Source organism: Aureimonas ureilytica DSM 18598 = NBRC 106430 (assembly GCF_000382705.1).
Lineage (GTDB): Bacteria > Pseudomonadota > Alphaproteobacteria > Rhizobiales > Rhizobiaceae > Aureimonas > Aureimonas ureilytica.
In genome coordinates this window covers 81,559-96,435 of record NZ_ARQE01000007.1, presented here as the reverse complement: position 1 = coordinate 96,435, position 14,877 = coordinate 81,559, and the positions used below count along the sequence as shown (strand labels likewise).

Below are 14,877 nucleotides of genomic sequence, written 5' to 3'. Positions count from 1 at the left end.
CCCGGGCCCGCCGAACGGCGGCGGGTCGCTCCCCCTTTCGAAAGACGCTCCCATGCTCGACTGGAACGATGCCGCCACTGCGGCCGCCCCCTCCATACCCCTCAACGACGACACCGCACCAACCAAGGCCGCTTCGGCCGACGCCGTCGACCGCAACGGTGGCCGCGTCTCGGTGTCGGAGAAGCGCATGATCAACGCCCGCGCCGACGTGAACCAGCTCCTGCCGATGCGCTACGGCTGGGCCTGGGAGAAGTACCTTTCGGCCTGCAACAACCACTGGATGCCGACCGAGGTCTCCATGCAGGCCGACATCGCGCTGTGGAAGTCGGCCGATGGCCTGACCGAGGACGAGCGGCGCATGGTGAAGCGCAACCTCGGCTTCTTCGCCGCCTCGGAGAGCCTCGTCGCCAACAACATCGTGCTCGCGATCTACCGTCACCTGACGAACCCCGAATGCCGCCAGTACCTCCTGCGGCAGGCCTTCGAGGAGGCGGTCCACACGCACACCTTCCAGTACATCGTGGAGAGCCTCGGGCTCGACGAGGGCGAGCTGTTCAACATGTACCGCGAGGTGCCCTCGATCACCGACAAGGCGGCCTGGGCGCTCAAGCACACGCAGGGCATCGAGGATCCGCACTTCCGGACGGGGACGCCGGAGGCCGACCGCGCCTTCCTGAAGGACCTCGTCGCCTTCTACGTCGTGTTCGAGGGCATGTGGTTCTACACGGGCTTCGCGCAGATCCTGTCGCTCGGGCGGCGGGGGAAGATGCAGGGCATCGCCGAGCAGTACCAGTACATCCTGCGCGACGAGTCGATCCACCTGAACTTCGGCATCGACGTCATCAACCAGATCAAGGCGGAGAACCCGCACCTCTGGACGGTTGCCTTTCAGGACGAGCTGCGCGCGATGCTCCGTGAGGGCGCCGAACTTGAGGCCGCCTACGGACGCGACACGATGCCGAACGGCTTCCTGGGGCTGAATGCCTCGTCCTGCGAGGCGTACATGCGCTTCATCGCCAACCGCCGCTGCGCCCAGCTCGGGCTCACCCCCGTGTTCCCGGAGACGGAGAACCCGTTCCCCTGGATGTCGGAGGTCATGGACCTCAAGAAGGAGAAGAATTTCTTCGAGACCCGCGTGATCGAGTACCAAAACGGCGGCGCGCTCGCCTGGGACTGACGTGAGGCGTGTCAGAGAGGGAGGGAGCCGTGAACGAGGCCCCTGCGCCGTTCGTCGCGCTAGGCAAGATATGCGGACATAAAGATGTCCTTATGTCCTCATTGACACCCCGGCTGAGATCGTGTTGAATGGTCGCTGTCGAGGTTCCCCATCCCAGGCATGGCGGTGGGGCTAAGACGGGAAGCCAGTGGCGCCCTTGCGGGCGGAGTCTGGCGCTGCCCCCGCAACTGTAAGCGGCGAGCGGCGGTTTCCTTCGTGTGCCACTGCGCCTTGCAAGAGGCTCGGGAAGGCCGGAGCCGTCGCATTGACCCGTGAGCCAGGAGACCTGCCTCCGACGCAAGACGTTCCTCGGACGGGGGTTCCTCCGGTGGATCGCGCTCGGAAGCCGCGCTCATGGCCAACGCCATAGAGGCACTTCCCTTGCGCGTTCGCCCAATGGCCCCTGCCTGACCAGAGACGGTGGGTCATGACGAACAGCGCCTTTGCCTTCACGATCAGCAGCATTCCCTTCGACGAGGACTACCGTCCCGCCGACCACACGCGCATCACCACGAACTTCGCCAACCTCGCTCGCGGGGACTGTCGTCGGGAGAACCTGCGGAACACGCTGGCGATGATCGACAACCGCTTCAACTCCCTCATGCCTTGGGACAACCCGGCGGGGGACCGTTACGCGGTCGAGCTTGCGATCGTCACGGCCGGCCTGACGGTCGGCACGCGCGACGGGGCCGAGACCTTGCCCCTGATCGAGATTCTGGCGGCGACCGTCGTCGACAGGCGCACCGGCGAGCGGTTCGACGGCATGGTCGGCAACAACCTCTCGTCCTACGTCCGCGACTACGACTTCAGCGTCCGCCTGGCGGACCACCTCCGAGAGCAGCCTGACGGCGGCGCGCCGGAGGGATTCGGCGAGTTGCACGGCAACCTGTTCAAGCGCCTCCTGGCCTCCGGCGCCTATCGGGAACGGTTCGCGAAGCCGCCCGTCGTCTGCCTCAGCGTGTCCAGCCGGGAGACCTACCGCCGGACCGCGAACGCCCACCCCATCCTCGGAGTGGAATACGGGGCCGAACGCCCTTCCAGGACCGACGACTACTTCGCCAGGATGGGGATGCGGGCGCGCTACTTCCTACCGCCGGGCGGCGTCGCGCCGCTCGCCTTCTACCATCTCGGCGACCTGACGGGCGACTATTCCAATGGCGAGCTGGCCAGCACGGTCGCCGTGATGGAGACCTTCCAGAAGATCTACCGCCCGGAGATCTACAATGCGAACTCCCCGGCGGCCGAGCACTACCGACCGAGCCTGACCTGGCAGGACTACTCGCTGACCCGCATCGTCTACGACCGGGACGAGCGCAGCCGGCTGGCCGTCGAGCAGGGCCGCTTTGCCGAACAGCATGTCATCAAGCCGCTTGGCGCCCAGCTCGAACGCTGGTCGGCGACGGCGGACCTATGAACCGAACGGACACGAGAGGACAACCAGCATGACGATCCTGTTGCCGACCACCACCGCGGGCAGCCTGCCGAAGCCCTCCTGGCTGGCCGAGCCTCGGACGCTCTGGTCGCCGTGGAAGCTGGAGGGCGAGGACCTTCTCGCGGGCAAGCGGGATGCCCTGCGCTTGGCCTTGGACGACCAGCGGCAGGCGGGGATCGACATCGTCGGCGACGGCGAGCAGACGCGCCAGCACTTCGTCACCACCTTCGTCGAACATCTCGGCGGCGTCGATTTCGAGAAGCGCGAGGTCGTCCGGATCCGCAACCGCTACGATGCCAGCGTGCCGACCGTGGTCGGCGCCGTCTCGCGCACGAAGCCGGTCTTCGTCGAGGACGCGAGATTCCTGCGGGCGCAGACCGAGCAGCCGATCAAGTGGACGCTTCCGGGTCCCATGACGATGATCGACACGCTCTACGACGCCCACTACCGCAGCCGCGAGAAGCTCGCCTGGGAGTTCGCGTGCATCCTCAACGAGGAGGCGAGGGAACTCGAGGCCGTCGGCGTCGACATCGTCCAGTTCGACGAGCCCGCGTTCAACGTCTTCTTCGACGAGGCGAACGACTGGGGTATCGCAGCACTGGAACGGGCCGCCGAGGGGCTGAAGGCCGAGACCGCGGTCCATATCTGCTACGGCTACGGCATCAAGGCCAACACCGACTGGAAGAAGACCCTCGGCGTGGAATGGCGGCAGTACGAGAAGACCTTCCCCAACCTCCAGAAGTCCACGATCGACATCGTCTCGCTCGAGTGCCGGAACTCGCGCGTTCCGATGGACCTGATCGAGCTCATCCGGGGCAAGAAGGTGATGGTGGGCGCGATCGACGTGGCCACCGCCACGATCGAAACGCCGGAAGAGGTCGCCGACACCCTGCGCAATGCGCTCCGGTTCGTGGACGCCGACAAGCTGATCCCCGCAACGAACTGCGGCATGGCGCCTCTGTCGCGCGACGTGGCGAGGGGCAAGCTGGCGGCTCTGGGCGCCGGCGCGGCGATCGTCCGCGAGGAACTCGCACCATAGTGGACGTCGAGCTTGCCAAGATCTGCCTTCACTCGCCAATCTCAGCGCAAACGGTAAAAATGGCCTAAGAGCGCCTAACAAAACCTCCGGGCGGAGGATGGTCGAGGGATTTTCGTCAGACCGTGCGGAGCAAAGCGCAGTCGATGCCGGCGGCATCGGCGAGCATTTGCGACAGAGCGGCTGGCGAAAAGAACCGATCAGCCGACCCCGCGAGGTATTGTTAGGTGCTCTAAGCCGATTGGAGAGACCCTTTGTCCTCTTCTGAGTAGGAACTGGAAGGGCTGGAACGCATGGATGGGTCGAAAGCGGATGGACCGCTTCTGGACGTCTGCTTCCTCGATCACCTGAGACCAGACGAGGTGGAAAGATTCCTGTCCGCTTTTGACCGGAACTTCTAGATAGCTGCCCTCTGGGATGACCACCGAACCGCAGAGGTAGGTGACCGCCTGACCAACGATGCGGACACGGTCGCCAGACAATTCGCACGACAGGCGCCCCCCACGTGGCGAGCACTGGAATGCCGTCATCCGGTCTTTGCCCAACTTTCGAGACCAGTAGGGAATCAGGGTCGAGTGCGTGGATCCTGTCACCGAATCCTCGGGGACACCGGCGCCGGGCGCGAAGTGACGCGATACGAAGCCGTGTTCATTACCGGGAGCGGTCACCACGAAACTTCTCGGATGCAGCGTCTCGATCGCGGTCAGGTCGGGGACGAACTGTTGCACAGCCTGCTCAGCGGAAAGCTCCACAAACAAACGTCGGGACGTCTGGAAGGCGTGAACGAAGGGGCCACCGATGATCCTCAGCGGCTCTGTTGCGAATAGCGAAAAGGGACGAAATGATCCTGTTTTGTTCCCTTTTCAGGCGATGAACACCTGAAACAACCGTCCGATGTACCGGGCCTCCGACCCACCGGCGAGGCTGTCGACCATTGAACGGAACTGCCCCTTGCGGAACATCCGCATCACGTCGAACTCTCGGATGGCGTTGTGGGCCGTCTTGCGGGACTTGAAGCCACGCACCGGACCGATCCGTTGCTTCAGCTTCCCATGGTCGGACTCGAGCCGATTGTTCAGGAATTTCAACTGACGGTGCTGGCAGGTCGGCGCGCGGCGGCCTTCCTTGCGCAGCGACGCGATCGCCTCGTTGTAGGAGCGGTTCTGTTCGGTCGAAATGACGGAAGGGCGATGGTGCGGCGAGCGGGTCAACGCCTTGCTCAGAAAGCGTTTGGCCGCTCGCCGCGAACCTTTACATAGGTCTCGTCGACATACCAAGTGCTGGTGTGCAGGGGTTTGCACCATTGAACCCGCCGTTCCAATTCCGGCGCATAATGCTGAACCCAACGGTAGATCGTCGTGTGGTCCACCGTCAGATGGCGTTCGGCCATCATCTCTTCGAGATCGCGGTAGCTCAATGCGTACCGGCAGTACCAGCGCATGCAGAGCAGGATGACGTCGGGCGCGAAATGACGGCCTTTGAATGCTGCGCTCCTTCGTCAGGCCCTCGCTCCGGCTTACCTTGGCGCGTTAGCTCGCACCAGCGGCAGCTGCTTTGCAACAGAGCCGTTCAGAACGATCGAGTTTTTCGGGAGCAGATCATATGAGTCAGCCCCCTCATTCCACGCCGATCTCCAAACGGGGCTCTGCCGCAACGGGCTTCCGTCCGGTTCAGGAGACCCGACCGGGCGCGGCGCGCGCCCGACGATCTACGCATCCTCCTCGACAAACGCCTCCTCCCGTCGATAGCGCACCGATGGAAGTAGCATCGCGGAAAACGTCACAACGAGAAGCAGCAGAATGGCAAGGCTAATCGGGCGCTCGACGAAGATTGTCGGATCGCCGCGCGACAGCAGCATGGAGCGACGCATGTTCTCCTCCAGCATTGGCCCGAGCACGAAGCCGAGCAGAAGCGGTGCCGGTTCGCAACCAAGCTTGGTGAACAGGACGCCCAAAACTCCGAACGCAATCATGACAAAGATGTCGAATGCCGAATTGTTCAGGCTGTAGGCGCCGATCGCGCAAAACACGAGGATCGCGGGGAACAGAAAAACATACCGGATCTTCAACAGACGCACCCAGATCCCGATAAGTGGAAGGTTAATCAAGACAAGCATGATGTTGCCGATCCACATCGAGGCGATCAGCCCCCAGAACAGGCCGGGCTGCTGCTGGATCATCATCGGGCCGGGCTGCACGCCCTGAATGATGAAGGCGCCGACGAGAAGCGCCATGACGGCGTTCGTGGGCAGGCCGAGCGTCAGCAGCGGAATGAAGGAGGTCTGCGCGGCGGCGTTGTTGGCCGACTCGGGGCCGGCCACTCCGGCCACCGCGCCCTTTCCAAACATATGCGGCTCGCGGGAAACCTTCTTTTCGAGACTATAGGATGCGAAGGACGAGAGGGTGGCTCCGCCACCCGGCAGGACGCCGAGCAGACTTCCGAGGCCGGTGCCCCGAAGAACCGCCGGTAGAGCGCGTCGGAAGTCGTCGCGCGTCGGCCATAGCCCCGAGAGCTTCTCGACCGTCGCGCTCCCCTCGTCCTTGTGCTCCAGGTTTCGGATGATTTCCGCCACACCGAAGAGCCCCATGGCCAGGGGAACGAAGTCGATGCCGTCGGCCAGTTCGATCGCACCGAAGGTGAAGCGGAACTGCCCGCTCGTCAGATCGATGCCCACGAGCCCGATCGCGACGCCCAGCACGACCATGGCGACCGACTTCAGGACCGATCCGCTGGCCAGCAGGACGGAGACGAGCAGCCCAAACAGTATGAGAGCCGTGTATTCCGGTGCCTGGAACGATAGGGCGACCGACGCGAGAGGCTTTGCGAAAGCCGCCAGGAACAGGGTCGCGACGGAACCTGCGAACAGGGAGCCCAGCGCCGCGATCGCCAAGGCGGCGCCTGCCCTTCCTTGCTTCGCCATCTGATGACCGTCGATCGCTGTGACGACGCTCGAGGTTTCTCCGGGAAGATTGAGCAGGATGGCCGTCGTCGAGCCGCCGTACTGCGCGCCATAATAGATTCCGGCGAGCATGATGACTGCGGCTTCCACCGGCAGGCCGAAGGTCATTGGCAGCAGAAGGGCCATCGTTGCCGTCGGTCCGATGCCCGGCAGGATGCCGATCAGCGTTCCGAGCAGGGCGCCGATGAAGCAGAACAGAAGATTGCTCGGCTGGACGGCGACATGAAGGCCGAGGGCTAGGTTCGACAGGAGATCCATCATGCCGCGAACTCCGGCCAAGTTGGAATGAGCAGGCCCAATCCCAGGATGAAGACCAGCCAGCAGAACGTGGTAATGACCGCCGCGAGCATGAGGCGCTGCAGGATGCTCAGCCTGGTGCCGGCCATCGTCGCGATGAGAACGAGCCCGGCGCAGGCAAGCACGAAGCCGAGACGCTCGACCGCAAGCGCGAACACGGTAAGCGCGCCCACGATGACCACGAGTGGGCGGCAGACGAAGCTCTCCAAAGGCTCGGAGGATGTGAAACCCAGAGCCTTTCCGGCGATCCCGGCCCCCAGAAGAAGCAAGACGCCGAAGACGAGGGCCGGGAAGTAACCCGGCCCCATCTGTCGCGCGCTTCCCATAGTGTATTCGAAGCTCATAGCCAACCCGACCGCGCCGAGCGCGGCAAACACAAGGCCGGAGGCGAAGCTCCTCGTTTTCATTCGATCGATCACTACGATCCTCCCTTCGGACCCTCCCACGCGGTGGGCGTCACTGCTTCTCGACGCCCGCCTTCTCGATTACATCCTTCCACTTCACGATCTCCTGTGAAACGAAGGTTCCGAGCTCCTGAGGAGTGCCGCCACCTGGCGAGCTCCCGCTTGCGATGATCGCCTCGACGACCTCCGGCTTCTTGAGGGCGCGGTTCACCGCCGCGTTAAGGACGTCCACCACCTCGGCCGGGGTGCCCTTGGGAGCGAAAAGCGCCGTCCAGCCCGTCGCGTCGTATGCTTTCAGGTCGACGACCGTCGCCGCCTCGGCCACCGTCGGAATGTCGGGCGCGGCAGGCGAGCGCGTGGCTGAAGTGACCGCGAGGGCACGAAGGTTGCCGCTCTTCACGTGCGGAAAGGCTGACGGCATGTTGTCGAACATCACCTGCGTCTCGCCGGACATGAGAGATGTGACGGCCTGCGCGCTGCCGGGATACGGGATGTGCAGGAAATCGACGCCAGCCTCGGTTTCGAACATCTCGGAGGCCAGATGGATCGATGTTCCGATACCGGCGGAAGCGACATTCAACTCGTCCGGATGTTCCTTGGCGTAGGTGATGAGCTCGTCGATCGACTTGGCCGGGAAGTCGTTGTTCACCACGACGATGTTGGGCTGGGTCTGCAGCATCACGACGGGTTCGAAATCGTTCTGCGCATCGTACTGCAGGGAGCCGTAGAGCGACGGTGCGATGCCGTGGGTTCCGACCGGGCTGACCACCAGCGTGTAGCCGTCCGGTTTGGCGTTCGCCCCGAGCGTGACGCCCAGCGTGCCGCCGGCACCGGGCTTGTTGTCGATCACGAACGTCCTTCCGAGCTCCTTGCTCAGTTGGTAGGCGATCAGCCGAGCGGCGACGTCGGTCGTTCCGCCGGCAGAATAGGGAACGATGATGACCACGTCGCGATCAGGGTAGTTCGACTGCGCCGATGCCGGCCCAGCCAGGCCGAGCCCGCAGCAGAGAGCGACAAGAGCTCGTTCCCAGAGACTTTTCATGCTGCATTTCCTCCCTATGGTTGGCGTCGGCCTGTTCCGAGAACTTCGTGCGCGACCTACTGATCCCAGTTTTTCTTCTTCGTCGTTCGCCCAATGCCTGGGTTCATCGAGTTGGTTGGATCAAGATTTCGATAGAAAGCCTCTAGTTGCGGCTTGGCTCGATAAGAATGGCCAACGTTATGCTCTGATGGATATTCTATACCCATCGAACTGACGTGATCAATCATTCTCTGCTCGAAGGCCTTCAAATCGACCCCTCTCTTTATTGCATAGTCATAATGGAAGACCTGGCAGAAGAAGTGTCCGCAAATCATTTTCTTTTCTATCTGCCGTTCCAGCTCGGCAGGAATGGATTCCCGCCAGTCCAGCGTATTGCGGGGAAGCGCCAGATCAAAGGCCAGGATGTCCTCGACGCTCTGCCGATGGACAGCACGATACCGAACGTTGGCGCCCCCTACGGCATACCGGTGCCGGAAGACATCGCTGGCCTCCTTTTCCGTGCATTCGAAGTAGTTGCCGCTGGCGCTGGGGAAGCGAGCTTCCAGATAGGCCCGCGCTTCTTCGATCCCATTTCCTTCCATCCGCAGCATGATATGATGTTCATACTTGTCGCGGAACGCATTCATGCGTTTCGGAAGGTGGTTGGGAAGGAGGCGGACAAGGAACTGAAGGAGGTGGTCCGAGATCGACTGGCTGAACCCAGCGCGCGCGCATATCGCGTCGAAAGCCGTCTTCATCTTCAAGGCAGATCGTACCCGATGCGTTCCTCCGTACTTCAGAAGAAGGAACAGATCCTTTCCGTAGAACTCCGTCGATCTGTAAGTGTCCCGGTTCACGTATTCGGCCGTCACGGGAATGCTGGCAAAATCGGCCAACATGTGACGACGAAGCTGTGTTAGCTCCGTGTGGTCGTTCGAACCAATGTAGAACGTCTTTGTGGCGCCGTCCATCGGAAAGGTATCCAGTCGCACGGCGAAGACGCAGAGCTTTCCGGCGGACCCGGACACTTCGTGCAGAAGTCGGGGATCGTTGTTGTACCGGGCTGGCGTCGGCGCATTGATATTCCGGATCACTTCGCCGTAATCCTTGTCGGAGGCTAGCCTCCCGTTGGGGATACCGACATCGCTCTTGGAGTATTCGCCTCGGTCAAGACGCCCCAGGATTTCCTCCGGATCCGATCCCAACTCGATGCCGAGATGATTGACGAGGCGAACGGTACCGTCGGCCTCGACCCCTGCGAAAAGAGCGAGCTGCGTGTAGGCAGGACCCCGCTTAAGAAGAGCGCCGCCGGAGTTGTTGCAGATCCCTCCGATCACGGATGCGCCGATCGACGTGGACCCGATCACGGAATGCGGCGTGCGGCCGAAGGGCGCGATCTTTTCCTGAAGTTCGTACAGGGTGGATCCTGGGAGACAGAGAACCTGCCGGCCTGCGTCGAGGATGTCGATCCGGTCGATCCGCATCGTATTGATCAGAACCACGTCGCGGTCGTAGTCCTCGCCATCAGGCGTCGATCCGCCTGTCAGGCCCGTATTGGCCGCCTGCATGATGACGATCGCATTCGCCTCGATGCTAGCTTTGAAGACCTTCCACAGCTCCAGCAACGTGCCAGGCCGGACCACCGCGAGCGCTTCGCCCTGCCCGTGCCGATACCCCTTTGTGAACCCAGAGGCTCCACGATTGGCCGTCAGCACGTGTTCGCGCCCGACGATGCTTTCCAGCGCCGCAACGAGCGTCGAATCGCAGGGTTGCTTGCCAGCCGGCGCGGCCGATTTGCGATGCAGGCCCGAAGAGGGCTCGTAGTGCGCTTGTATGCTCATATGCCGGTTCTTCTCGACAATCACTGTTCTTTGTCAAAGCAAGTTGCGTTTGGATCGGAGGCGGCGCCCGAGCTTGATTCTCGATAAAAGCTCGACCCCGCAGAGCACCAAAGATCCGAGCCGTCCTCAGGGCGCGGCCGACGTCGGATGGCCCCGCCTTTCAGCGCCGGGCTTGGGATCCGATGCCGGGCGGCCTCGACGCCGCCCGTTTCCCGCCAGCTGCCCGACTGATGAGCACGCCCTGGTTCCAGTCTTAGCGTGACGATTCCTGGATCGCCTCAATCGAGCGCTGCTCGAGCTTTTGATAATGCTCGAATTCGTTGAGGACGGGGCCGCCGAGTTCCGTCTCGAACCGTTTCTGACTTGGGCTGGCTTCGATGTCTTGCTGGGCGCCATCCCCGAGGTTTGACTGGAAGATGCCGGCAGCGCTCACAGGTAGGAAATCCTCGTAGACGATCGGGTCGAACCGGACGAACCCATTCGAGATCGCGCTTTCCAGATCGTCCAGGGACTCGCCACCATGCTCCCGGCCCTTCGGCGTCAAGGAGTACTCGAAGTAGCCCAGCCCCTCGCTGCGCAGCCGAGACCAATCGTCCGGGAAGCGCTCAAACACCGATGCGAGCGTGGAGACATACTCCTTTGCATTGGAGCCATCGGCCGCCGGGCGGATCCGGCTGCGCGTCTCCGCCAGGAGCTCGTCGTAGAGAGCGCGTCCTTTCGGTGTCAGCGCGATGCCGCGCTGTTCGATTTCGCCGAAGCGGGCGGTGTGGGAGCCGCGTTGAAATCCTCCGTCCGGGGTCCGGAACAACACCTCCTCTTCGAGTGCCTTGAACGACGTCTGCCGCAGGAGGATCGGACAGCGCCGGGGCGGAGGACCTTCCACAAAGGCCTTCGGCGTGATGCCACGGTTAGGCATATGTGCCTGGATCTTGTCGATATCCAGCGTTCTCGGCGTCAGATGATTGATGTGCGGCCCTTTGAACGAAACGACGTCCGCGATGAGGCGATGCGCATCGTGGAACCGGTGATACATCGTGACGTCCACCTGTGCGTTCCGGTGCCACCGGAACGTTTCGAGGACCTCGTTGACGAAGGCGTTGGCATCGGAGTCCGTAAGCCCGCCGTCGCGCTCGGCCTGCCCTATCAGCTCCACTGCCCGATCGGTGAAGATCCGGCGCTCCGAAAGGATCTCCGAGGCTTGCCGGCGGAGCTCGTCATCCTTGATCAGGTCGAGGCGCAAAAGCGAGGTGAAGACGCGAAAGGGGTTTTGCCGCAAGGCGTCGCCGTCGATCGGCCGAAAGGCCGTCGCATGGACCGGCACACCGGCTTCCGAGAGGTCGTAATAGCCGACCGGAGCCATTCCCATGACCGCGAAGACGCGGCGCATCATCGCAAGCTCGTCCGGTTTGCCAAGACGGATGGCGCCGTGCCGCTCGTCCGAGACGCGTGCGAGCGTGTCCGTGGCCTCTAGGCGCTCGCGCAGATCAGGGTCGATCTCCAGCGTCTCGCGGTTCACGTCGTCGACGAGTTCCATCAGTACTCCGTACGCGGGAACCTCGCGACGGTACATGTCGGACATCGCTGCGGAGAACCGACGGCGGATGTGGCTTGCCGAAACCTTTTCGTCTGTCGGCATGATCCTGTCCATGCTCAAGCAAGAGGCTTCTGATGGCCCCGGCCAAACTCAATTCAGGAAGTGGTCGACGCCGAATCTTCCCATGTTTCAAGCGGAGGCGAGACCAACCCTCGTGCGGAGCGAAGGGAAAACTGTCCGCCATGGACTCGGTACTGCCAGATACCCTTCCACAATGGTCTGCCGGTGCGCAGGCAAAGGCGCCTGACGCGAACACACCCCGCCAACTCGACCTGGACGGCGGCATTGTCGATGATGCCCTGTCGCTCCGAACGACTCGCTGAGCGCGAGCACGTCATCGCAACACCTCGCCAACGCTTCCTGTGGCCGTCGATCGCAACTATGGGCAATGTATGCGCATAACCAAATGCTTGTCAAACGCTCTCAAAAGCGAATGAGACCATCGACTTCTCACAATGGCAATTTTGTCCCCCTCATCATTGAAGAAGCCCCGCGGGCAACTGGTTCCTTTCGTGCTGCCCGTATATGGCCGGGAGAACGTCAATCCCAGATCGCCTAGGTGGTATACGTATACATTGAAGGTGAAGCTTGGCCGGATTCGCTTCCCAGGGAACCCCCGAAATGTTCCCGACACGCAAAGCACAACTATGGAGCGAGTACGAAGGCGTCACTCAGGCTGCCCATAGTGTGGGCGTGGGGCCGGCTGGAAGTTTTGCGGGGCGAGGGCGCGCACCACCGGACAGTCATGGAAGGCGGCTTCCGTGGCCCATGTCCTCGACCCGGTCTGCGAGGTCGCTCGAAACTGTCCGAAGGTCTTGAAGTCATGCTGACTTCCGGCGAACGATCTTGTAGTCCAGCGTGATAACCCTCGCCAGATCGCTATCGCCGTTCAGCTTGGTCAGAAGTGCTTCGGCCGCCATGCGTCCCAACTCGAGACGGTCGACGTGAACCGAAGTGAGGGAGGGTTCGGTGTCGGCCGCAAATTCCTGGTTGCCGAAGCCCACCACCGCGATGTCTTCCGGAACACGAAGGCCACGGTGCGATGCCTCGATCAGCAATCCATGTGCGAACATGTCCGAACTGGCAAACACCAGCCCGTTGCGAAATCCATGCTCGTCCACGAGCCGCCGTAGCACCTCGCGCCCGAGCCCGATCGTCGCCGGTCCAGGCGGATAGTTGATTTGAACGATGGGCGTTCCGGTCAGCTGCTCGAAGCGAGTCGCGAAGCCGTCCCGACGCCGTCCCGTGCGCTGATCGGCCGTGGTCATCGTCGCGCCTTTTTTGTAACCTGCGGCGACGGCGAAGTCGGCGACCATCACCCCCGCCTCATAATGCGAAAAGCCGACGCAGCGATCGATGGGCGTTTCGGTGATGTCCCAGAACTCCACGACCGGAACGTATGCGTTCAGGAGCATGCGACGGGACATGTCGGTGTGGTGAATGCCGGTGAGCAGGAAACCATCGGGCTTGCGCGACAAGTGCGTGGCGATCAGCTTTTCCTCGTCGAGAAGGTCAAACCCAGTCTCCGAGACCATGATCTGATATCCCTGTTCCCTCATCACGTTGGAAAAGGCATGAAGGAGGTTTGCATAGACGAGGTTCGTGATCGAAGGCACCAGAGCTGTGATGAGCCCGCTCTTCTGAGAGGCCAGTGCTCCGGCAATACGGTTCGGAACGAAGCCCGTCGCCTCGATCGCCTCGTTGATGAGTCTCAAGGTCGATTTCGAGACCTTCGACGGATCGGAGAGGGCGCGTGAGACCGTAACCTGCGAGACGCCGACCATCTTGCCGATGGTGGCCATGGTGACTTTCGATCTTGTCGTATTATGGGGCGTCTTCGGCGCTCTACCCATACATCTTAGACCCTTCTGTGCCCATTGGTTGGCATTATAGTTGCGTATTTCGTTTGATATGAGAGACCCGAGCAGCGGGTCATGTCCCGCGAGGTGGTGTAGGAACACCGATTTCGGCAGGGCCGAGTTTGTTCAGACTGCCAGGACAGGCAGCCTGAGGAGGGGATTATCGCTGACGGCGCCGAGCGTTTCCAGCGTCATGTAGCGTCGCGAGACAGCCCACTCGTCGTTGGTCTCGAGCATAAGGGCACCGACGAGACGCACGACGGCCGCATCGTTGGGAAAGATGCCGACACATTAGCGCGGCGCTTGATCTCTCGGTTGAGGCGCTCGATCGGGTTCGTCGACGCGAACTGCGACCAGTGCCCGCGTGGAGGTGACAGGCAGGAAGGCTCCGTTGCAAACCGCCGAGTAGGATGCGAGCGCCCTGTCTTCGGCAGCGATTGATAGGAGTCCCGGCATGAGCGCAGCGTTCAAGGGCCGGCACTTCGCCCCCGACATCATCCTTCTGTGCATGCGCTGGTACGGCCGCTACGCGCTGAGCTACCGCGACCTCGAGGAGATGATGGCCGAGCGCGGCCTGTCAGTGGACCACACCACCATCTACCGGTGGGTCCGACACTACGCTCTTGAACTCGACCGCCGTGTCCAGTGGTGCCGGGACCGCAACAGCGGCAGCTGGTATGTCGACGAGACTTGATGGAAGGTCCGTGGGCAGCGGATGTATCTCTATCGCGCGATCGGCGATCGCGGCGAGACACTTGATTTCCACCTGTCGCAGAAGCGGACCAGCAAAGCCGCCAAGCGCTTTCTCGGCAAGGCGTTGAGCCGCTCTCCGCACCATCGCCCTACGGTGATCTCGACCGACAAGAACCCGGCCACCAACGAAGCGATCGCTGCGCTGAGGCCGGAGGGACGGCTTGCCTCTCACTGCCGACACAGGCAGGTCAAATACCTGAACAACCGGCTCGAGTCCGACCACGGCAAGCTGAAGCAGCGGATCCGCCTGGTGCGGGGCTTCCAGTCGCAAAGGACGGCGCATAACGCCATTCGAGGGTTCGAGACGATGCGCATGTTACGGAAGGGCCAGTTCCGCTCGATGGTGGACAGTCTCGCCGGCGGATCGGAGGCGCGCTTCATCGGAAGGCTATTTCAGGTGTTCATCGCCTGAGAAAAGAACAGAACGGGATCATTGCGGCCCAATCGGCGGTTTGCAACGGAGCC

10 protein-coding genes, 3 pseudogenes and 1 riboswitch are annotated in these 14,877 nt (G+C 62.2%); of the genes and pseudogenes, 4 read left to right on the top strand and 9 right to left on the bottom strand.

Features of this window, described 5'->3' with window-relative positions; translation table 11 throughout:
* Positions 1–52 precede the first annotated feature (52 nt).
* From B146_RS26345 to B146_RS0115595, 3 genes are all read left to right on the top strand, one after another.
* Positions 53–1,177, top strand: a complete 1,125-nt coding sequence (locus tag B146_RS26345) for a ribonucleotide-diphosphate reductase subunit beta (protein WP_019997397.1) — start codon at positions 53–55, stop codon at positions 1,175–1,177.
* 124 nt (positions 1,178–1,301) lie between these two features.
* Positions 1,302–1,524, top strand: a riboswitch (cobalamin riboswitch).
* Positions 1,525–1,643: 119 nt separating this feature from the next.
* Complete coding sequence (locus B146_RS0115600; protein WP_019997396.1) at positions 1,644–2,630, top strand: putative oxygenase MesX; 987 nt, start codon at positions 1,644–1,646, stop codon at positions 2,628–2,630.
* Positions 2,631–2,658: 28 nt separating this feature from the next.
* Positions 2,659–3,687, top strand: coding sequence for a methionine synthase (locus B146_RS0115595; RefSeq protein ID WP_019997395.1), 1,029 nt, complete (start codon positions 2,659–2,661; stop codon positions 3,685–3,687).
* Positions 3,688–3,884: 197 nt separating this feature from the next.
* On the opposite strand, the gene B146_RS27895 is transcribed toward B146_RS0115595, so the two are convergent.
* The 9 genes and pseudogenes from B146_RS27895 to B146_RS28420 all read right to left on the bottom strand — a co-directional run.
* Positions 3,885–4,484, bottom strand: coding sequence for a PhzF family phenazine biosynthesis protein (locus B146_RS27895; protein ID WP_274532747.1), 600 nt, complete (start codon positions 4,482–4,484; stop codon positions 3,885–3,887).
* A gap of 63 nt (positions 4,485–4,547) precedes the next feature.
* Positions 4,548–5,125 (bottom strand): annotated as a pseudogene (locus B146_RS30195) (IS6 family transposase).
* A gap of 267 nt (positions 5,126–5,392) precedes the next feature.
* The gene (locus B146_RS0115580; protein ID WP_019997391.1) at positions 5,393–6,901 is read right to left on the bottom strand and encodes a tripartite tricarboxylate transporter permease; all 1,509 of its coding nucleotides are present in this window, start codon (positions 6,899–6,901) and stop codon (positions 5,393–5,395) included.
* Entirely contained in the window at positions 6,901–7,359 is a 459-nt protein-coding gene (locus B146_RS0115575) for a tripartite tricarboxylate transporter TctB family protein (RefSeq protein WP_155897534.1), read from the bottom strand. Before B146_RS0115575 ends, B146_RS0115580 begins: the two co-directional genes overlap by 1 nt.
* A 37-nt stretch (positions 7,360–7,396) precedes the next feature.
* A complete protein-coding gene (locus B146_RS0115570) occupies positions 7,397–8,386 on the bottom strand; it encodes a Bug family tripartite tricarboxylate transporter substrate binding protein (protein ID WP_026358639.1) in 990 nt (329 codons plus the stop codon).
* A 56-nt stretch (positions 8,387–8,442) separates the two neighbouring features.
* Positions 8,443–10,206, bottom strand: coding sequence for a D-lactate dehydrogenase (dld, locus tag B146_RS0115565; protein ID WP_019997388.1), 1,764 nt, complete (start codon positions 10,204–10,206; stop codon positions 8,443–8,445).
* A gap of 253 nt (positions 10,207–10,459) precedes the next feature.
* Positions 10,460–11,842 carry a 2-oxoadipate dioxygenase/decarboxylase HglS gene (gene hglS / locus B146_RS0115560; protein ID WP_026358638.1) on the bottom strand — a complete coding sequence of 461 codons (1,383 nt, stop codon included), beginning with the start codon at positions 11,840–11,842 and terminating at the stop codon, positions 10,460–10,462.
* 779 nt (positions 11,843–12,621) lie between these two features.
* Complete coding sequence (locus tag B146_RS0115555) at positions 12,622–13,602, bottom strand: LacI family DNA-binding transcriptional regulator (RefSeq protein ID WP_019997386.1); 981 nt, start codon at positions 13,600–13,602, stop codon at positions 12,622–12,624.
* A gap of 183 nt (positions 13,603–13,785) precedes the next feature.
* Positions 13,786–14,027: pseudogene (locus B146_RS28420) on the bottom strand (transposase); the annotation flags it as partial.
* Between the two features lie 86 nt (positions 14,028–14,113).
* On the opposite strand from B146_RS28420, the pseudogene B146_RS30190 reads away from it, so the two are divergent.
* Positions 14,114–14,824 (top strand): annotated as a pseudogene (locus B146_RS30190) (IS6 family transposase).
* Positions 14,825–14,877: the final 53 nt, after the last annotated feature.